At 65.2% G+C, this 20,096-nt stretch carries 16 protein-coding genes and 2 pseudogenes; 13 read left to right on the top strand and 5 right to left on the bottom strand.

Going from position 1 to position 20,096, the window contains the following annotated elements; genetic code table 11:
- Positions 1 to 51: 51 nt before the first annotated feature.
- From ACP26O_RS16410 to otsA, 7 genes and pseudogenes are all read left to right on the top strand, one after another.
- Positions 52 to 2,136 (top strand): TonB-dependent receptor, encoded by a 2,085-nt coding sequence (locus ACP26O_RS16410; protein ID WP_244098962.1) that lies wholly within the window; start codon positions 52 to 54, stop codon positions 2,134 to 2,136.
- A 324-nt stretch (positions 2,137 to 2,460) separates the two neighbouring features.
- Positions 2,461 to 3,129: a hypothetical protein gene (locus ACP26O_RS16415; RefSeq protein ID WP_244098961.1), complete on the top strand. Its 669-nt coding sequence runs from the start codon at positions 2,461 to 2,463 to the stop codon at positions 3,127 to 3,129.
- 10 nt (positions 3,130 to 3,139) lie between these two features.
- Positions 3,140 to 3,691 (top strand): PAAR domain-containing protein, encoded by a 552-nt coding sequence (locus ACP26O_RS16420; RefSeq protein WP_175663771.1) that lies wholly within the window; start codon positions 3,140 to 3,142, stop codon positions 3,689 to 3,691.
- Complete coding sequence (locus ACP26O_RS16425; protein ID WP_175663770.1) at positions 3,678 to 4,355, top strand: M35 family metallo-endopeptidase; 678 nt, start codon at positions 3,678 to 3,680, stop codon at positions 4,353 to 4,355. Before ACP26O_RS16420 ends, ACP26O_RS16425 begins: the two co-directional genes overlap by 14 nt.
- Positions 4,352 to 4,840, top strand: a complete 489-nt coding sequence (locus ACP26O_RS16430) for a hypothetical protein (RefSeq protein WP_244098960.1) — start codon at positions 4,352 to 4,354, stop codon at positions 4,838 to 4,840. Before ACP26O_RS16425 ends, ACP26O_RS16430 begins: the two co-directional genes overlap by 4 nt.
- A 336-nt stretch (positions 4,841 to 5,176) precedes the next feature.
- Positions 5,177 to 5,613, top strand: a pseudogene (locus ACP26O_RS16435) (methyl-accepting chemotaxis protein); the annotation flags it as partial.
- A gap of 549 nt (positions 5,614 to 6,162) precedes the next feature.
- Positions 6,163 to 7,569: an alpha,alpha-trehalose-phosphate synthase (UDP-forming) gene (otsA, locus tag ACP26O_RS16440; RefSeq protein ID WP_006753584.1), complete on the top strand. Its 1,407-nt coding sequence runs from the start codon at positions 6,163 to 6,165 to the stop codon at positions 7,567 to 7,569.
- A 91-nt stretch (positions 7,570 to 7,660) separates the two neighbouring features.
- Here otsA and ftsH read toward each other — a convergent pair whose 3' ends face one another.
- Positions 7,661 to 9,628 (bottom strand): ATP-dependent zinc metalloprotease FtsH, encoded by a 1,968-nt coding sequence (gene ftsH / locus ACP26O_RS16445; protein WP_175663769.1) that lies wholly within the window; start codon positions 9,626 to 9,628, stop codon positions 7,661 to 7,663.
- A gap of 431 nt (positions 9,629 to 10,059) precedes the next feature.
- Here ftsH and ACP26O_RS16450 point away from each other — a divergent pair, with 431 nt between their 5' ends.
- Positions 10,060 to 11,724 carry an acid phosphatase gene (locus ACP26O_RS16450; RefSeq protein ID WP_175663768.1) on the top strand — a complete coding sequence of 555 codons (1,665 nt, stop codon included), beginning with the start codon at positions 10,060 to 10,062 and terminating at the stop codon, positions 11,722 to 11,724.
- A gap of 455 nt (positions 11,725 to 12,179) precedes the next feature.
- Here the strand turns inward: ACP26O_RS16450 and ACP26O_RS16455 are convergent, their stop codons facing one another.
- Positions 12,180 to 14,045: a phosphoenolpyruvate carboxykinase (GTP) gene (locus ACP26O_RS16455; RefSeq protein WP_175663767.1), complete on the bottom strand. Its 1,866-nt coding sequence runs from the start codon at positions 14,043 to 14,045 to the stop codon at positions 12,180 to 12,182.
- Between the two features lie 527 nt (positions 14,046 to 14,572).
- A complete protein-coding gene (locus tag ACP26O_RS16460) occupies positions 14,573 to 14,785 on the bottom strand; it encodes an SDR family oxidoreductase (RefSeq protein WP_244098959.1) in 213 nt (70 codons plus the stop codon).
- Between the two features lie 21 nt (positions 14,786 to 14,806).
- On the opposite strand from ACP26O_RS16460, the pseudogene ACP26O_RS16465 reads away from it, so the two are divergent.
- Positions 14,807 to 15,037: pseudogene (locus ACP26O_RS16465) on the top strand (EthD domain-containing protein); the annotation flags it as partial.
- A gap of 52 nt (positions 15,038 to 15,089) precedes the next feature.
- On the opposite strand, the gene ACP26O_RS16470 reads toward ACP26O_RS16465, so the two are convergent.
- Positions 15,090 to 16,676: an isocitrate lyase gene (locus tag ACP26O_RS16470; RefSeq protein ID WP_105831094.1), complete on the bottom strand. Its 1,587-nt coding sequence runs from the start codon at positions 16,674 to 16,676 to the stop codon at positions 15,090 to 15,092.
- A gap of 385 nt (positions 16,677 to 17,061) precedes the next feature.
- Here ACP26O_RS16470 and ACP26O_RS16475 point away from each other — a divergent pair, with 385 nt between their 5' ends.
- From ACP26O_RS16475 to ACP26O_RS16490, 4 genes are all read left to right on the top strand, one after another.
- Positions 17,062 to 17,583 (top strand): YbaK/prolyl-tRNA synthetase associated domain-containing protein, encoded by a 522-nt coding sequence (locus ACP26O_RS16475; protein WP_175663766.1) that lies wholly within the window; start codon positions 17,062 to 17,064, stop codon positions 17,581 to 17,583.
- Positions 17,580 to 18,218 (top strand): helix-turn-helix transcriptional regulator, encoded by a 639-nt coding sequence (locus ACP26O_RS16480; protein WP_175663765.1) that lies wholly within the window; start codon positions 17,580 to 17,582, stop codon positions 18,216 to 18,218. The genes ACP26O_RS16475 and ACP26O_RS16480 overlap by 4 nt, the downstream gene beginning before the upstream one ends.
- 48 nt (positions 18,219 to 18,266) lie before the next feature.
- Positions 18,267 to 19,241, top strand: coding sequence for a threo-3-hydroxy-L-aspartate ammonia-lyase (locus tag ACP26O_RS16485; protein WP_175663764.1), 975 nt, complete (start codon positions 18,267 to 18,269; stop codon positions 19,239 to 19,241).
- Positions 19,242 to 19,371: 130 nt separating this feature from the next.
- A complete protein-coding gene (locus tag ACP26O_RS16490; RefSeq protein ID WP_175663763.1) occupies positions 19,372 to 19,620 on the top strand; it encodes a hypothetical protein in 249 nt (82 codons plus the stop codon).
- A gap of 54 nt (positions 19,621 to 19,674) precedes the next feature.
- Here the strand turns inward: ACP26O_RS16490 and ACP26O_RS16495 are convergent, their stop codons facing one another.
- A complete protein-coding gene (locus ACP26O_RS16495; RefSeq protein WP_244098957.1) occupies positions 19,675 to 19,968 on the bottom strand; it encodes a hypothetical protein in 294 nt (97 codons plus the stop codon).
- Positions 19,969 to 20,096 lie beyond the last annotated feature (128 nt).

Here is a 20,096-nt window from a genome sequence, read left to right on the forward strand (position 1 = left end):
GGCTCGCTTTCCGACCCACCAATCCAACCAATCCCAACCGATTCACCAACCATGCGCGACCTCCCTCGTCTACCGCTTCGCCCGCTCTCGCCCGTTTCGCTGATGCTGTTCGCCGTCGTCGCGCACGCGCAGACCGATACGGCCGCCCCATCGACGCCAACCCTGACGCAAGCCACGCCGCTCGCGCCGATCTTCGTGACCGCGAACCCGCTGGGCGACACCCAGTTGATCGCACCGACCGCGCAACTGTCCGGCGACGCGCTGACGCGTCGCCAGGCCGATTCGCTCGGCGAGACGCTCAACGGCCTGCCCGGCGTGTCGACCACCACCTACGGGCCGATGGTCGGCCGTCCGATCATCCGCGGGATGGACGGCGACCGGATCCGGCTGCTGCAGAACGGCGTCGCTGCCTACGACGCATCGTCGCTGTCGTACGACCACGCGGTGCCGGAGGACCCGCTGTCGATCGAGCGCGTCGAGATCGTGCGCGGACCGGCCGCGCTGCTGTACGGCGGCAACGCGGTCGGCGGCGTCGTCAACACGATCGACAACCGGATTCCGCGCGAGGCGATCGAAGGCGTGACGGGTGCGCTGGATGCGCGCTACGGCGGCGCGAACTCGGTGCGCGCGGGCGCCGCGCAGGTCGAAGGCGGCAACGGCCGCTTCGCGTTCCATGTCGACGCATTCGACCGCGAGGCCAGCAAGTTGCGGATTCCCGGCTATGCGCGCAGCGGCGCGCAACGCGCGATCGACGGGCCCGACACGCCACAGCCGTACGGCAACGTACCGAACAGCGATGGCCGCGTGCACGGTGGCGCCGCCGGCGCGTCGTACACGTGGGCCGACGGTTTCGCGGGCCTGTCGTACAGCGGCTACGAGTCGAACTACGGTTCCGTCGCCGAGGACGACGTGCGCCTGCGGATGCGCCAGGAACGGCTTGCGTTCGCGTCCGAGGTGCGCAACCTGAGCGGCCCGTTCACGAAGCTGAAGTTCGACTTCGCGTACACCGACTACCGCCACAAGGAAGTCGACAACGGCGAGACGGCGACCACCTTCCGCAACCGCGGCTACGAAGCGCGCATCGAGGCGCGGCATCGCAGGATCGGCCCGTTCGAAGGCGCGATCGGCGTGCAGTTCGGCCGGAACACGTTCTCGGCGCTCGGCGACGAACTGCTCGTGCCGTCGACGCGCACGAACAGCGTCGCGCTGTTCGGCCTCGAGGAATGGCAGGTCGACCCCGCGCTGAAGCTGAGCCTCGGCGGGCGCTTCGAGCACGTGAAGGTCGATCCCGATCCGGCCGGCGTCGAGAAATTCGCGGGCGCGCAGCCGCGCGACTTCAATGCCGGCAGCGTATCGGCCGGCGCCCTCTTCTCGCTGACGCCCGTGTGGTCGGTCGCGGCGAACGTCGCCTACACGGAGCGTGCGCCGACCTTCTACGAGCTGTACTCGAACGGGCCGCACGACGCAACCGGCCAGTTCCTGATCGGCAACCCGAACGCGTCGAAGGAAAAGGCCGTGTCGACCGACCTGTCGCTGCGCTATGCGAGCGGCCCGAACCGCGGCAGCGTCGGGGTGTTCTACAACCGCTTCTCGAACTACCTGACCGAGTACAACACGGGCCGCGTCGTGGACGACGACGGCGAACCGATCGCACCCGGCGCCGATGGCTCGCTCAACGAAGCGATCTATCGCGGCGTGCGCGCCGAGTTCTACGGCGTCGAACTCGACGGCAAGTGGCGCGCGTTCTCGCGGCGCGGCCATACGGTCGATCTGGAACTGACCGCCGACTACACGCATGCACGCAACGTCGACACCGGCCAGCCGCTGCCTCGCATCGCGCCGCTGCGCGCGACGCTGGCGGCCGACTACGGTTATGGTCCGTTCGGCGCGCGCGCGCAGGTCACGCATGCGTGGTCGCAGCACCGCGTGCCCGACAACGACTTTTCGACGGACGGCTACACGTCGCTCGGCGTGATGCTCACGTACAAGTTCCGTGTCGGCGCGACACACTGGCTCACGTACCTGCGCGGCGACAACCTGACGAACCAGGAAATCCGCTACGCGACCTCGGTCGTGCGCGGCTTCGCACCTCAGGGCGGCCGCAGCGTGATGGCCGGGTTGCGCACGACGTTCTGATCGCCGGACGGCCCGCGGCGCTGGCCGCGGGCCGTCCGGCGCGAATGCGCCCGCCGCAAATTTCCCGTTTTATCGGCCATGACCGCACCGCCATCGCGACGCATGCCGACCCCGCATATCGAATCCTTCCTCAATTCGTTCGCAAGAAAATTCCGTTATTCGCCCATAAATCGAAACGGTTCGCAGCCAGGAACTAATCTAGTTGCTACATAGCGCAGTCCTCTCAAAAGGAAAAGAGATTAAATAATCAGACTCATCCTATAGACGAATCTAATCCTGTCGGCGAATGTCTGGGGCACGTCAATACATAAGGTATCCAAGCCTGTGACAGAAAAAGAACATGCCGATTGTCCGTACTTCCTGCATTCATCGATCCACCTTCACGCGATGGTGCAACAGCTACACACGTCGCCGAACGATGAGCCGGATGCAGTTAGCCCCAGATACAGCGGCAACATGCAAATGCTGTTGGTCCGCACGCCGGATCCGTGCATTTCCACCTACCTGTCGCCCCTTGATGCGGTCATTGGGTCCCGAGCGCTCATGCGTGACGACGGCCACTTTTGGCCGATCGACTTTCGGCAAGTCGATACCCGTCGTTTCATAGAACAGCAAGGCCGTTTGTTGGTCGCCGTGAACTATGCCTATGGGGCGTCCGAGGGGCGTCTGGTCGCGTCCGATACGGGGCACCCCTTGATGGTCAACTTCTCGTCGTGGTTCGATGTGCCAGTCGAGCAACGCGATCATTTCGCGATCCGATTCGACGATAGCGCGACCGAGCAAATCGACGACATCTATCGGCGCGCAGGGCTTCCAAGGTTTGCCGAAACGCTTGACATGATGCGGACGTGGACCGCCGAAGAGATAGCCGACGCAGAAGCCGAAGCCCTGGCATGCATGCCACCTACAGTCACCGTCGCAGGTGCGGCGGTCGATCAATACGCGATCTATGACCCCGAATCGGGCGAATGGATCATTACCAACTTCGATTGAGGAAACGACTATGAGCCGACGGGCAGTCAGGAACGGCGACCCCACGACAACAGGCGGCATCGTCATTGCTGCTTCGTCAACGATGACGAATCATCGAAAGAAGGTTGCCCTTGATGGTGACAACGCGACATGCGGAAATTGCGAAGGGACGTTCCTGATAGTTGGGGGCGCACACCGCATGACCAATCGCGGACGTTGCATTGCGTTGGATGGCGATCACGTACTCTGTCCGTGCGGGCAAAACCGCCTGATCGCAGGCAGCGATAGCACTATCTTTTATGGCGGCGGAGGCGGTCACAATACGGCGATGCCGTTCTTCGGTAACGTTGCATACTCTCCCGAGCGATACGAGCCCGCACGGGGCACCCACGATGAACAATACGTGTTGCGCGACGCACACAACGGGCAACCGCTCGCCAATATCCGCTATCGTATCCGTCTATCCTCCGGAAAGGTCTTTACTGGCGTTACAGACGCTACAGGTCACACGCAGCGCGTTTCATCCGCGTATGCGGAGTCGATCAAATTCGAGATTGCGAGGAACAGAAATGCCGAATCCTGACGACGACTATGTGTTGGTACACGACACGGCCACGACGAACACGACGCCCGGCTCCAAGGTGTATGTCGATATCAACACGACACCGATTTGCCCGAACATGAGCAATGAAGATTTTAGAAAGACCGTCATGCGCGCTCGCGATCATGCCGTCCGCCTGATTAACGCCCGCATTGTAGGGCTAGCGCGATGGGACGTAAGCGAACAAGCGCGCGTCACCACCTATTTTGGGCGTGCTAATGCACAGATTCGCAGCACGTTATCTTCCGGCCTTCCCCGATTGCGTTCCGCGATGCAAGAGTTAGTGCCAGAAAAAATTGTTCGATGGGACAGCACGACCAGCAGGAATCTATCTTGTGCAGTCACACCCGACAGTGGCCAAAACCGTGCGGCCGTGTGCAAACCCGACTCCGACAAACGAGTCATTGCCATCTATTCTGCATTTTGCGGCGACCCGTTTGGCGATCTTCGCCGCGAAACGCAAATAAAAACCCTGATTCACGAATGCACCCACTTCACCGACACATTCAATTCAGTTGATGCAATGTATGGAAACTCAGAAATCGGAATGAAGATATTTGCCATGAATAACCCTGAAATCGCCATCACGAACGCGGACAGCATCACAGGGTACGTCGCAACTTTTGACATAAAGATAGAAAAATGAACATAAATTCACTAAAATCAGCCATTTACCTGTTCATAGTGCCCATACTCCTATCTGGCGCTGCGAGTGCATGCACGATAGGCGAAACAGCGGCGCTACATTTTCCATTCAACACAACCACACTTTCCAATGCCGACAGAGTAGCGATAGCGAATAAGGCCATCGAGGCGAAAAGATGGCCAAATGTTGAAATCCGAGCAATAGTAATTGCAGGCGCTTATTTTCAGGAGAGTAATATCGAAAAACTGAAGAATATTCGCGCAATTAACGTTAAATATTATTTACTCGAACTCGGCATCAGTGCCGAAAATATCTATATCGACAAACGAACATTTACCGACGAAGTGGCCTCGAAGCGCCCCGACGGCTCAATCGACATTCAACAGGTGATCGTCGAATTTACGCCGATATGTAAAGGTAGCTGCGCATGGATGTGTGACGATCCCCGAGTGACGCCGCACAGCAGACTCATCAATATCTATTGATCCGCTTAGGGCCGCGCAATGCGGGCCCGCTTCCTCCAGCCCTTCCAGTACCGCCACTCACGATTGGTAGAGGATGCACGTCATCGCCATGACGCTAACGTGGACCATCGGAAGCTGGGTTGCCCTTATTCCTTGTCGGCATCACGAACGGTTCTACCGCCGGAAAAGCAAATGGCTCGCTCGATGGCGGGCCTTGTTCATGCTGCTGTCGAGCCCACTTCACGCGGCGTTCGCGGTGAAGGGAATTACATTCGTATCAACGCGCTCGACGCCGAAAACATAGTCCGCCAATTGTTGTATCAACGGCGCGCGTTCCTCAATCAACGGGTTTCGCATGCGAACGAGGTGCGCAGTCTCGCGCAGCGCTCGTCGACGGCGGCGAAGGAATCAAGGAACTGATCTCCGCGTCGGTGCAGACGATCCAGAACGATTCCGCGCTCGCGGGCGAAGCCGGCAAGACGATGTCGGACGTGACGCAGGCCGTCGCGCGCGTCACCGACATCATGGGTGAAATCGCGGCGGCATCGGCCGAACAGAGTCGCGGCATCGATCAGGTGAATCTGACGATCACGCAGATGGATGCGACGACGCAGCGGAACGCGGCGCTCGTCGAACAGGCCGCGGCCGCGTCGAAATCGCTCGAGACGCAGGGCCGCGAGCTGTCGCAGACGGTGTCCGCGTTCCGCATGCCGGCCGGCGAAGCTGCGACGTCGGCGCATGCGCGCACGCGGGCGGCCGGCAACGCGTCGCACTGGCAGGCGGCTACCGCGTAACGCGATCGCGTGTCGTGCAAGACATGATGCGCGGCCGCGCGATCCACGAGGCCGGCTGCGCATCGCGCGCGGCGTGCGGCGGTCGTTACGCATGCGAACGCGTCTCGCGATACGCTTCACGGGTTCACGGCACGCATCGTCGCGCTCGCATCAACGACGCGCGCCGCAGACGATTCGCGCCATCCCGATCGACATCGCGGGCGTGACCGACGACCCTCGATTCCCCGCGCCTGCAATCCCCGCTCTCTTCCCTCCGCTCCCATTGCCCACACGCCCGCCGCCCCACTGCGCAATTTTCGGTCCCGCCCGCCCAACCCGCGCACTGACGCGCATCGCGCCCGACGCGAGGCCGCGTTGATCTCGGTCATGCACTTTTAAATCAGCCGAATGACGAGTATCCTAAAAAAGCACTCCACGTTCGGACAGCGAATCGCGTGCCCCTGATTCCCGTCCGTTCGTATCGCGGCCCCATCGCGCCTCGCGTCGATGGCGGCGTCCGCTTCACGCCCTGGCCGCACGAACCTTCCCAAACTATTCGCAGGAGAGCTGGTGAGCCGACTCGTCGTCGTATCCAATCGCATCGCAGATCCCCGTAAAGCCGCGGCCGGCGGGCTGGCCGTGGCCGTGAAAGACAGCCTGCAGGAATCAGGCGGCGTCTGGTTCGGGTGGAGCGGCAGGCTGCGCGGTGAAGACGAACGTACCGCCCAGGGCGACGACGTGCAGATCCAGAACGTCGGCGGCATCCAGCTCGCGACGATCGATCTCGATCCGCAGGATTACGACGCGTACTATCTCGGCTACTCGAACAACGTGCTGTGGCCGGTGTTCCACTACCGGCTCGATCTCGCGCAGTTCGACCGGCGCTTCGCGGACGGCTACCGGCGCGTGAACCAGCTGTTCGCGCGCAAGCTGAGCACGCTGCTGCGCCCCGACGACACCATCTGGGTCCACGACTACCAGCTGATCCCGCTCGCCGCCGAGCTGCGCGCGATGGGCTGCAGGAATCCGATCGGCTTCTTCCTGCACATTCCGATGCCGCCCCCCCCGATCATGGCCGCGATTCCGGAGCACGAGTGGCTGATGCGCTCGCTGTTCGCGTACGACCTCGTCGGCTTCCAGACCGAATCGGACCTGCTGCACTTCGAGCACTACGTCGAGGCGGAAGCCGGTGCCGCACGGCTGCCGGACGGCCGCCTGCACGCGTTCGGCCGCACGCTGTCGGCCGGCGCGTTCCCGATCGGCATCAACGTCGACGAATTCGCGGCGCTCGCGGAGAATCGCGACGGAATCGACATGTTCGAGCGGATGCGCGACGAGTATTCGCGCCGCCAGTTGCTGGTCGGCGTCGACCGGCTCGACTACACGAAGGGGCTGCCGCAACGCGTGCATGCGTTCCGTCAGCTGCTCGAACAGTATCCGGAGAACCGCGATCGCGCGACGCTGATCCAGATCGCCGCGCCGAGCCGCGAGGATCTCGGCGCGTACGACGACCTGCGGCGCGAGATGGACAGCCTGTGCGGCGCGATCAACGGCGACTACGGCGAACTCGAATGGATGCCGATGCGCTACATCCACCGCACGGTCGCGCGCAAGCGCCTGCCGGGCCTCTATCGCGCGAGCCGCGTCGCACTCGTCACGCCGCTGCGCGACGGGATGAACCTGGTTGCGAAGGAGTTTCTCGCCGCCCAGGACGAAGCCGATCCGGGCGTGCTCGTGCTGTCGCGTTTCGCGGGCGCGGCCGAGCAGCTGAAGCCCGCGCTGCTCGTGAATCCGTACGACACGCAGGGCACCGCGCAGGCGATCCAGCGCGCGCTCACGATGCCGATCGAGGAACGCCGCCAGCGTCACGACGCGCTGATGGCGATCGTGCGCAAGACCGACGTGCACTGGTGGCGCACGCGCTTTCTCGACGCGCTCACCGAAGCCGCGGAAGTGGCCGCCGCGACCGCGTCCTGACGCACGTTCTCACATCGGTCGTGTCGCGGTCGAGCGCCGCAGCGCTCACCTTCTGCACCGCCACCGGAATCGGAATGCGTTCATCCCCGCTTCAGCGCTCCGGTTCGCGCGGCGGCCCGCATGCGACGAAATCGTGCTCGGCCGCCGACGCCTGCCCCGGCGCATTCGCGCCCGTGCACGGCCCGCAATCTATCATGGAAGGCTCGGACGCAGGCACCTCGCGCCCGTCGATCAGCGCCTGCAACGCGTCGCGTTCCAGCACCTCGCACGCGAGCAGCCGTCGCGCGATCCGCTCGAGCGCGTCGCGACGTGCGCCGAGCGTCGCCGCGACGCGCGCATGCGCATCGGTCAAGAGCGTATGCACCTCGTCGTCGATCACGCGCGCGGTATGCTCGCTGCAGCGGCCCTCGCCCGCATGCCACGCGCCCGGTATGCCGCTGCGCGCTTCGCCGTCGTCGAAACTCATCAACCCGATCTTCTCGCTCATCCCGTACTGCATGACCATGTGGCGCGCCATCGCGGTCGCGCGTTCGAGATCGTTCTGCGCACCCGTCGACACGTCGCCGAACACGAGTTCTTCCGCGACGCGGCCACCGAGCAGCGCATCGATCCGATCGAGCAGTTCGCTGCGCCGCAGAACGTAGCGATCCTCGGTCGGCACCTGCTGCGTGTAGCCGAGCGCGGCCACGCCCCGCGGAATGATCGACACCTTCTTCACCGGGTCGCAATACGCGCGGCTTTCCGCGACGAGTGCATGGCCGGCCTCGTGATACGCGATCGTCAGCTTTTCCTGCGCGTTCATCACGCGGCTCTTGCGCTCGAGGCCCGTCATCGCGCGATCGATCGCTTCGTCGAAATCGTCCATCCCGATCGCCGGCTTGCCGAGGTCGGCCGCATGCAGCGCGGCCTCGTTGACGACGTTCGCGAGATCGGCGCCGACGAAACCCGGCGTGCGCGACGCGAGTTCGCCGAGGTCGACTTCGTCCGCGAGCTTCACGCGCTTCACATGCACGCCGAGAATCTGGCGACGCCCGTTCACGTCGGGCCGATCGATCGCGATGTGACGGTCGAAGCGGCCCGGGCGCAGCAGCGCCGGATCGAGAATCTCCGGCCGGTTGGTCGCGGCCATGATGATCACGCCCGTGCCGGCCTGGAAGCCGTCCATCTCGACGAGCAGCTGGTTGAGCGTCTGCTCGCGCTCGTCGTTGCCCGACATCGGGCCGACGCCGCGCACCTTGCCGAGCGCATCGAGCTCGTCGACGAACACGATGCACGGCGCCTTCTGCTGCGCCTGCTCGAACAGGTCGCGCACGCGTGCGGCGCCCACCCCGACGAACATCTCGACGAACGCCGAGCCGCTGATCGAGAAGAACGGCACGGCCGCTTCGCCGGCCACCGCGCGCGCGAGCAGCGTCTTGCCGGTGCCGGGCGCGCCGACCACGAGCACGCCCTTCGGGATCTTGCCGCCGAGCCGCTGGTAGCGATCGGGGTCGCGCAGGAACGCGACGAGTTGCTGCAACTCGGCTTTCGCTTCGTCGATACCGGCGATGTCGTCGAACGTGATGCCGGTTTCCTGCTGTACGTACACGCGCGCGCGGCTCTTGCCCATCCCGGTGAAGTCCTGCAACCCGCCGCGCCTGCGCAGCATCATGTTCCAGATGAACACGAACGCGACGAGCGGCACCAGCCACGACGCGAGCGACGTGATCCAGCCGGTGTCGGACGCGCCATGAAAACGGACGCCGGCCGCGCTCAGCGCGTCGATCAGTTGCGGGTCGGTCACGCGGTTGGTGGCGAAGCGCGGCGGCGTGCCGCCCGCCTTCACGGCCGCGACTTCGGATGCCGGCAGCATCGCGCCGGCCTGCGGCATCTTCAGCGTGCCGACGATCGACGTCGAACCGATCTCGAGATCATCGACGAGCCGCGCGGCGACGAGCCGGTGGAAATCGCTGTACGCGATCATCGTCGTCTCGGGCCGCAGCATCAGCAACTGCGCGGCGAACAGTACGAAGAAGCCCGCCGCGATCAGTAATCCTGCGTAGTCGAATTTCTTGTCCATGGCATCGAGCCGGCCGGTCGCGCCGTGCGGCGCGCGCTTAATGCGTACCCGCGCGCCCCGCCGGCGCGCGGTATCCGCAGCTACGCGCGCTCACGGACCGCATCCGCGCCATCGTCGCCTCGTTTCGTCGCATGAAAGACACCGCGAACACGCTGCATGGCAGCGCTCGCACGGACATCGCGCCGAAGCGCACAGCCCGTGATTCCAGTCTAGTTCGCGCGCAGGCGTCTCGCATCGTCCGACCAACGCCTTTCACCCACGCGGCGAGCCGCGTTATAGTCGCGTTCGTGACATTTGTATGACAGTTGGCCTCGCCCCGCGCAGCACCCCGCCGGGTGCGATGCCGGCTGTTGCGTCCGTCCCGCGTCGCGGCCAGCCTGTGCGACGCTGCCGCGCATCGAACGACAATCACCCATCGAGGAGCACACGACGTGAACGACACCCCCGATCGCCCCGACGACCTTCCCGTTGATCCCGACCGCCGCCGCATGCTCGGCGGCCTCGCCGCGCTCGGCGCGGGCGTCGCGCTCGGCGGCTGCGAGACGACGCCGGGCAGCGCGCCGCCCTCCGCCGCCGACCTGCGGATCGACGACGCGCTGCGCCGGCAGGTGCGCCACATCGTCGTGATCTATGCGGAGAACCGCAGCTTCGCGAACCTGTACGGCGACTTCCCCGGCGTGCGCCATCCGCTGAGCGAGGTGCGGCCCGAGGATGCGCGGCAGCTCGATCGCGACGGCAAGACGCCGCTGCCGGTGCTGCCGAAGATCTGGGGCGGACTCGTGCCGCGGGCGCAGGAAGTGGACGGCAAGCGCTACGCGATCGCCGAGCGCGACATCGACAAGCTGCCGAACGCGCCGTTCCGGATCGCCGATGCGCAAGGCAAGCCGCTGCCGAACGGCGTGATCACGCGCGACCTGTGGCACCGCTTCTACCAGAACCAGATGCAGATCGCGGGCGGCCGCAACGACCAGTTCGCCGCGTGGGCCGATTCGGGCGGCCTTGTGATGGGCCATTACCGCAATTCCGCCGACACGCTGCGGCTGTGGAACCTCGCGCGCCAATACACGCTGTGCGACAACTTCTTCATGGCGGCCTTCGGCGGCTCGTGGCTGAATCACATGTTCCTGATTTCCGCGCAGCCGCCGATCTATCCGGACGCGCACAAGCATCCGCACGCGGCCAAGCTGCTGTCGAAGGTCGACGGCGACGATCCGACCGGCACGCGGCTGACGCTCGCCGCCGATTCGCCGGCGTCCGCGCTCGACGGCCCGCCGAAGTTCGCGGTCGACGGCCCGCTGACGCCCGACGGCTACGGCGTCAATACGATGGCGCCGCCGTACCAGCCGAGCTACGTGCCGCCGGCCGATCCGGGCAACGCCGCGTATGCGGACCCGGCCGACCATCGCGTGATCCCGCCGCAAGGCCATGCGACGATCGGCGACCGCCTGTCGGAAAAGAACGTCGACTGGGCGTGGTACAGCGGCGCGTGGCAGTACGCGCTCGAGCACCGCGACACGGGCATGGTTCCGGATTTCCAGTACCACCACCAGCCGTTCAACTACTTCGCGAACTACGCGCCGGGCACCGACGCACGGCGCAAGCATCTGCGCGACGCCGGCGTCGGCGACGAGCCGTCGACCAACCGCTTCATCGCCGACATCGACGCGGGCCGCCTGCCGGCCGTCACGTTCTACAAGCCGCAGGGCAACCTGAACATGCACGCGGGCTATGCGGACGTCGAATCGGGCGATCGCCACATCGCGAACGTGATCGAGCATATCCGCCGCAGCCCGCAATGGGCCAACACCGTGATCGTGATGACGCACGACGAGAACGGCGGCTGGTGGGATCACGTCGCGCCGCCGGCGGGCGATCGCTGGGGCCCCGGCTCGCGCATTCCCGCGCTCGTGATCTCGCCGTTCGCGAAGAAGGGCTACGTCGATCACACGATGTACGACACGAACTCGATCCTGCGCTTCATCAGCCGCGTGCACGGGCTCGCGCCGCTCGACGGCGTCGCCGCGCGCGACAAGGCGTTCGCGTCGCGCGGCGCCACGCCGCCGGGCGATCTGACGAACGCGCTCGATCTCGGCTGACGATCCACCGACGTCCTTGAGACGACGACGCCCCGGTGCAACACAGTTGCCCGGGGCGTCGTCGTTTTCCTCGCGATGCTAGGCGGCGCTGCGCAGCGCCTCGCTCGCCGAACGCGCGGCGTGACGGCCGGCCTGCCGGCCGAAGAAGGTCGCGTCGGCCAGCGACAGTCACGCTCGACTTCCTCCCATGTCTCGCCGGCCGCCGCGATGCCGATCCGCGCGATCGCGAGCGGCGCCTGTATGAGCCCGACCCGGCCGATGTCGCGCTGCTGCGCTACCGGCGCGGCGACGTGCAGCGCGCGGTCGATGAAGTGGTCGCGCAGTGCGGCGTGTAAGAGCGCGTTTAACGTACACGCCAAACTGAAAACGCGGCGCAAAACGACGACGTCCCGCCGCCGGCGTTGGATGCCGGCGGCGGGACGTCGATGCCGCTACGTCGTGGTCGATGCGGCGCGTCAGCCGCCGATGCGCTGTTCGATCTTCTTCATCGTGTCGGTCAGCTCGGTCGGCAGGCGCAGCTTCAGCATGTCGAACAGCGCCGCGTGCAGCTTCAGCTCCTCGCGCCATTCGTCGGCGTTCATCGACGTCACCGCCTCGAACTGCTCGCGCGTGAAATCGAGCCCTTCCCAGTGCAGGTCGTCATAGGCCGGCGACACGCCGAACGCATGTTCGCCGCCGCCGCCGTTGCCTTCGAGGCGATCGAGCATCCACTTCAGCACGCGCATGTTCTCGCCGAAGCCCGGCCACACGAACTTGCCGTTCGCGTCCTTGCGGAACCAGTTCACGCAGTAGATCTTCGGCAGCTTCGCGCCCGTGCCTTCGAGCTGCTTGCCGATCTTCAGCCAGTGCGCGAAATAATCGCTCACGTTGTAGCCGCAGAACGGCAGCATCGCGAACGGGTCGCGGCGCACGATCCCTTGCTGGCCAACGGCCGCGGCGGTCGTCTCCGAGCCCATCGTCGCGGCCATGTACACGCCTTCGACCCAATCGCGCGCTTCGGTTACGAGCGGCACGGTGGTCGAGCGACGGCCGCCGAAGATGAACGCATCGATCGGCACGCCGGCCGGGTTCTCCCAGTCCGCGTCGATCGACGGGCATTGCGATGCGGGCGCCGTGAAGCGCGAATTCGGATGCGCGGCCTTGCGGCCGGTTTCCTTGCCGATTTCCGGCGTCCACGCGTTGCCTTGCCAGTCGGTCAGCTTCGCGGGCGGCGTGTCGGTCAGGCCTTCCCACCACACGTCGCCGTCTTCCGTCAGCGCGACATTCGTGAAGATCACGTTTTCCTTCAGCGTCGAGATCGCGTTCGGATTGGTCTTGACGCCGGTGCCCGGCGCGACGCCGAAGAAGCCGGCTTCCGGGTTGATCGCGTACAGGCGGCCATCGCGGCCGGGCTTCAGCCACGCGATGTCGTCGCCGATCGTCGTGACCTTCCAGCCGTCGAAGCCCTGCGGCGGAATCAGCATCGCGAAGTTGGTCTTGCCACACGCGGACGGGAACGCCGCCGCGACGTGATACTTCTTGCCGGCCGGCGACGTCACGCCAAGGATCAGCATGTGTTCGGCGAGCCAGCCCTGGTCGCGGCCCATCGTCGACGCGATGCGCAGCGCGAAGCATTTCTTGCCGAGCAAGGCGTTGCCGCCGTAGCCGGAACCGAAGCTCCAGATCTCGCGCGTCTCGGGGAAGTGCACGATGTACTTGACCGGGTTGCACGGCCAGCGCACGTCCTTCTGCCCCGCGTCCAGCGGATGGCCGACGCTGTGCACGCACGGCACGAAATCGCCGTCCTCGCCGAGCACGTCATAGACCTCGCGGCCCATGCGCGTCATGATCCGCATGTTCACGACCACGTACGGGCTGTCGGACAGCTCGACGCCGATATGCGCAATCGGCGAGCCGAGCGGGCCCATCGAGAACGGCACGACGTACAGCGTGCGGCCGCGCATCGAGCCGCGGAACAGACCGTTCAGCGTCTCGCGCATTTCTTCCGGCGCGATCCAGTTGTTGGTCGGGCCGACGTCGTCGGGCGATGGCGTGCAGATGAACGTGCGATCCTCGACGCGCGCGACGTCGGACGGATCGGATTGCGCGAGATACGAGTTCGGCCGCTTCTCCGGGTTCAGGCGCGTGAGCGTGCCCTGATCGACCATCGCCTGGCAGAGCGCATCGTATTCCTCCTGCGAGCCGTCACACCACACGACGCGTTCCGGCTCCGTGAGCGCCGCGATGCGCGACACCCACTCGATCAGTTTGCGATGCTTGACGAATGCCGGGGGAGCGATCAGCGCGCTGTGCGTCGCTTCGGCCATGCTGTTATGCGACATGGAAATGTCTCCAGATTATTGGAAGGGGATCGGGGATGCGGGGCGAGCCCGCCAGATGGGGGAATGCGGTCGGAGCGCAGGTTGAAGCGACGCGCAAGGCGGGACGCGCGAGCGGAGCGCGTGTCGATGCCGCGATGCGGGCGAGAGAATGTGATGTCTCGTATGAGCGTGCGAACGCGAGTTTCGCCATGCAAGCAACCTGCCGTACAACTCCATGCCGGCCAGCATACCATCGCCGTTATTGGGCGGGCGTTGCGTTGCAACAAGAAACAATTGTGACGACGCGTCGGCATGCCGCTTGCCGGCCGGTCCCTTTTATTGCGTTGACGCATTCGCTTTGGGGACGAAACGGCTCGAAACGTCCGTCCGGCAAGGGTTTCGCGAACGCGGAAAAATCGGCGCGACGCGTTCGCATGCGCTGCCCCCGAACGGGCAGCGGCCGAATTGGCGTTTTCGCTACTCAGGCAAACCCTGAATTAGGTTGCGCACACAAACATCCATCGCGAACGCGTTGTGTGCGCCACCGCTCAAAGCGACGCGCCGGGCAATCCGGGGTAATACGCGCCTGCCGCCATCCGGCCGTCGACCGCCATCTCGGCGCCGTTGCAATACGACGCTTCGTCGCTCGCGAGGAACAGCGTCGCGCGCGCGATTTCGTCAGGCAAGCCAACGCGTTGCAGCGGCACGTGCGTGTAGTGCTTGTCGACTTCGTCGAGCGGTGCGCCGGTCGGGTTCGACATCGCCGTGTTCACGCCGCCCGGATGGTGCGCGCGCTCACGCATGCGGCGCGCGGCTACGACGCGATCGTGGAGGAATGCTTCCCGGCTGCGGCGATGACCGATCCGTACGCGTTCTTCGATGCGGTCGGCGACGAGGAGAAGTTCCAGCGCAACGTCGCGCAGATGATGGACAGCTGCGGACGCTTCGTCGATTTCGACAAGATCGACGTGGTGCCGACGAGCCAGTACGTCGTGAAGGCGGTGCGCGGATAAAAAAACGCCAACCCGCGCTGAACGGGTTGGCGTCGTGCCGCGGGTACGACGATTACGAGAACTGGTTCATCGTGTTGTCCTTGCCCGCTGCCTTCAGCGCTGCTTCGCCGCTGAAGTATTCCTTGTGGTCGTCGCCGATATCCGAGCCGGACATGTTCTGGTGCTTGACGCACGCGATGCCCTGGCGGATCTCCTTGCGCTGCACGCCGGCCACGTAACCGAGCATGCCCTGGTCACCGAAGTATTCCTTCGCGAGGTTGTCGGTCGACAGCGCGGCCGTGTGGTACGTCGGCAGCGTGATCAGGTGGTGGAAGATGCCTGCTTCACGCGACGCATCGGCCTGGAACGTGCGGATCTTCTCGTCGGCGAGCGTGGCCAGTTCGGTCTGGTCGTACTCGACGCTCATCAGCTGCGCGCGGTCGTAGGCCGACACGTCCTTGCCCGCTGCCTTCATCGCGTCATACACCTGCTGACGGAAGTTCAGCGTCCAGTTGAACGACGGGCTGTTGTTGTACACCAGCTTCGCGTTCGGGATCACCTTGCGGATTTCGCTGACCATGCCGCCGATCTGCGCGATATGCGGCTTTTCGGTTTCGATCCACAGCAGGTCGGCGCCGTTCTGCAGCGACGTGATGCAATCCAGCACGCAACGCGCTTCACCCGTGCCCGAGCGAAACTGGAACAGGTTGCTCGGCAGGCGCTTCGGACGCAGCAGCTTGCCGTCGCGCTTGATCACGACGTCACCGTTGCCGAGCTGGTCGGCCGACAACTCTTCGCAGTCGAGGAACGCGTTGTACTGGTCGCCCAGGTCGCCCGGCGTGTTGGTCACGGCGATTTGCTTGGTCAGGCCGGCGCCGAGCGAGTCGGTACGGGCGACGATGATGCCGTCGTCCACGCCCAGTTCCAGGAACGCGTAGCGGATCGCGCGGATCTTCGCGAGGAAGTCCTCGTGCGGCACCGTGACCTTGCCGTCCTGGTGGCCGCACTGCTTCTCGTCGGACACCTGGTTCTCGATCTGGATGCAGCACGCGCCCGCTTCGATGAACTGCTTGGCCAGCAGGTACGTTGCTTCGGCATTGCCGAAACCCGCGTCGATGTCGGCGATGATCGGCACGACGTGCGTCACGTGGTTGTCGATCTTTTCCTGGATCGCGGCCTTGGCAGCCGCATCCTTGGCCGCATCCAGCTCGCGGAACAGGCCGCCCAGCTCACGGGCGTCGGCCTGGCGCAGGAACGTGTACAGCTCGCGGATCAGCGCGCTGACCGAGGTCTTTTCGTGCATCGACTGGTCCGGCAGCGGGCCGAACTCCGAACGCAGCGCGGCGACCATCCAGCCCGACAGGTACAGGTAACGGCGTTCGGTGCTGTTGAAGTGCTTCTTGATGGAGATCATCTTCTGCTGGCCGATGAAGCCGTGCCAGCAACCCAGCGACTGCGTGTACTTGGTCGGGTCCGCATCGTACGCGGCCATGTCGGCGCGCATGATCTTCGCGGTGTAGCGGGCGATGTCCAGGCCCGTCTTGAACTTGTTCTGGGCGCGCATGCGGGCAGCCGATTCCGGATTGATGGCATCCCACGCGCTGCCTTGCTTCTCCTTCAAACCAGCCACTGCCTTGATGTCGTCTTGATATTGGGACATGTCTATCTCCTGGGAACGAAGCGCATTTGAGTAAAGGGTTCAGCGTGCCCGCTCCGTGTGACGAAGCGAACTGCATGGACTTAATAGTAACGCTGCCCGGTTCCCTTTCGGCCAACTCTTATATAAGACATAAGATATAAATTCCGCTTGTTTTTCAATGAGATAAGCGCGTGTTTTTGCGATGCAAAACAAGTTTTCAAGCGGCGGGACGGCCACGCGCCGGAAATTCGACCGGCTTTCCGCGATATGAAACGATCTTTCGGCAGTTGGTGCGACGACAGACGGGGCGATCCATGCTCCGGGCTTTTGCCACGCACATGACAAAACGTCTATACTTGGACAATCCATCGACGGCGCCGAACGCGCCCCTCCTGCCCGGAACGACATGAGCGACTACCCCGTTTTCGACGCGCTGTGCGAGCTGCTGACGACCTCCGGCGCGCGGTTCCGCGTGATGGAGCACCCGGCCGAAGGCAAATCCGACGTGATCGCCGCGATTCGCGGCACGCGTCCCGAACAGGGCGCGAAGGCGATGCTCTGCACGTTCAAGGACGGCGGCGACGCCACCGCGCTCGCGGTGATCCCCGGCCACCTGAAGATCGATTTCCGCAAGGTCGCCGACGCGCTCGGCCGCCGCAAGGCGACGCTCGCGCCGCCCGAACTCGCGGCAGCGGTCACGCGCTGCGTGATGGGCGCCGTGCCGCCGTTCGTGTTCGACGCGAACGTGACGCTCGTCGTCGACCCGGCGCTGATCGAACTCAACGACGAAATCGCGTTCAACGCGGGCCGCCTCGACCGCTCGGTCGTGCTCGACGCGTCCGACTACGTGCGGATCGCCCGCCCGCTGCTGGCCGACATCACGCGGCCGGAAGCCGCCAACGCGCCCGCGCTGCAGGCCAACGCATGACCACGCCGCGCCCCCGACCGCAACTGGAGCAGGCATCGCTGATCGAGCAGGTGCTGCGCATCGCCGAAGGGCTCGGCGCAATGTTCGCGCCGTTCACCGAGGTCGTCGTGCACGACCTGCGCACGCCGGAACACGCGATCCTCGCGATCCACAACAACCTGTCGGGCCGCGCGGTCGGCGATCCGGCGACCGAACTCGGGCTCGCGCGCATCGAGGACGACGACTACCCGCAGGTGCTCACGAACTACGCGAACCGCTTCGCCGACGGCCGCACCGCGAAAAGCACGTCGATCGGCATCAAGGATTCGAGCGGCCGCTACGTGGCCGCGCTGTGCCTGAACGCGGACGTCACGCTGTTCCGCGGCTTCCAGGGCATGCTGAACCAGTTCTGCAGCACCGAAGGCGAACCTGTCGCAGAAACGCTCGACCCGGCCGGCGCGGACGCGATCCGCCAGCGCATCGATGCGTTCGCGACGCGTCTGGCAACCACGCCGCGCGAGCTGAAGACCGACCAGCGCCGCGAGCTGATGCACGCGCTGAAGGCGGACGGCTTCCTCGAGGTGCGCCGCGCGATGGAAATCGTGTCGCAGCACCTCGGCGTGTCGCGCGCGACCGTCTACAACGATGCGAAATGATGCGCGCCCTGCTGCCCCATTGAACGACCCTTCCGACGAGCGACCTTCATGAACACTCCGACCCTCCCCACCTACGACGACGTCGCGGCCGCCGCGGCACGGCTCGAAGGCCACGCGCACCGCACGCCCGTGATGACGTCGCGCACGATCGACGAAGCGCTCGGCGCGCAGGTGTTCTTCAAGTGCGAGAACCTGCAGCGCATGGGCGCATTCAAGTTCCGCGGCGCGTTCAACGCGCTGTCGCGCTTCGACGCGACGCAGCGCCGCAACGGCGTCGTCGCGTTCTCGTCCGGCAACCATGCGCAGGCGATCGCGCTGTCGGCGCGCATCCTCGGCATTCCGGCGACGATCGTGATGCCGCAGGACGCGCCGGCCGCGAAGATGGCCGCGACGCGCGGCTACGGCGGCAACGTCGTGACCTACGACCGTTACACCGAGGACCGCGAGCAGATCGGCCGCGAGCTTGCTGAGAAACACGGGCTCACGCTGGTCCCGCCGTACGACCATGCGGACGTGATCGCGGGCCAGGGCACGGCGGCCAAGGAACTGTTCGACGAGGTCGGGCCGCTCGACGCGGTGTTCACGCCGCTCGGCGGCGGCGGCCTGCTGTCGGGCACGGCGCTCGCGACGCGCGCACTGTCGCCGCACGCGAAGCTGTACGGCGTCGAGCCGGAAGCCGGCAACGACGGCCAGCTGTCGTTCCGGTCCGGCTCGATCGTCCATATCGACACGCCGCGCACGATCGCCGACGGCGCGCAGACGCAGCACCTCGGCAACCTGACGTTCCCGATCCTGCGGCGCGACGTCGACGACATCCTGACCGCGACCGACGCGGAGCTCGTCGACTGCATGCGCTTCTTCGCGACCCGTATGAAGATTGTCGTCGAGCCGACCGGCTGCCTGTCGTTCGCGGCCGCACGCCGGATGAAGGATGAACTGAAGGGCAAGCGCGTGGGCATCGTAATCAGCGGCGGCAACGTCGATCTCGAGAACTTCTGTACGCTGGTGTCCGCCTCCGCATGACCGTCGTGGCGCGCGGATGGCGTGGATGAATATCCTGTCATCCGCGTGCCGCCGCTTCTTCACGGCGCGTTAAGTTTCGCGCTCTAGACTGATTAGGTGTCCCACATTCAGTCGTGAAGAAGGAGTCGTCATGAACACGCACGCGATCGTCGCCGCCGCCCTCGCGGCGGCGTCTCTTTCAGCGTTCGCTCAACCGGGCGTTACGTCATCCAGCCTTCCCGCCACGTCGCCGCACGGCTCCGTCGCGCAGGCCACCCACCGTTCGCCCGCCGCGCTGCCGCCCGCCGGCTTCGTGCTCGCGAAGATCGATCAGAACAATACGCCGCCCGATCGCGGCGGCGATCCCAACGGCCGTACGCGCTCCGGCTCGCATATGTAAAACGTGAGCCGGCCGCGTCGGAGGGCCGGCCCCTATCCCGACATCACAACGACATCACAACGACGGCAGCGACGGATCGCGTGCGGCGAGGATATCCGCGGTGCGCCGCTGCAGCACGGCGTCGATCGTCTCCGGTTGCGGAATCAGCCAGTAACGCCCGTCTCGAATGCCATCGAATACCAGCGCAGCGAATGCGTCGGGCGTGAGCCCGCGCGCGTTCAGCATCGCGCGCATCGTATCGACGAAGCCCTGCACTTCGGGCCGGTCGTGCGCGGCGCCGAACGGGTCGTTGAAGATGCCCGACTGCACCGGGCCCGGCGCGAGCAGCGACAGCGGATCGCCGCGCATCTCGGGTTCAGCGGCGAGGCAGCGTTCCGGCGGGCGTTCGTGCGATGGACGGCATCGCGCCGAGCCGGTTCCGGCGCGATTGCAGCGCCGCCGATGTTCCGTTTCATCAGACGTGAAGGCGGTTCGAT

The organism is Burkholderia sp. R-40, assembly GCF_049942845.1.
Lineage (GTDB): Bacteria > Pseudomonadota > Gammaproteobacteria > Burkholderiales > Burkholderiaceae > Burkholderia > Burkholderia ambifaria.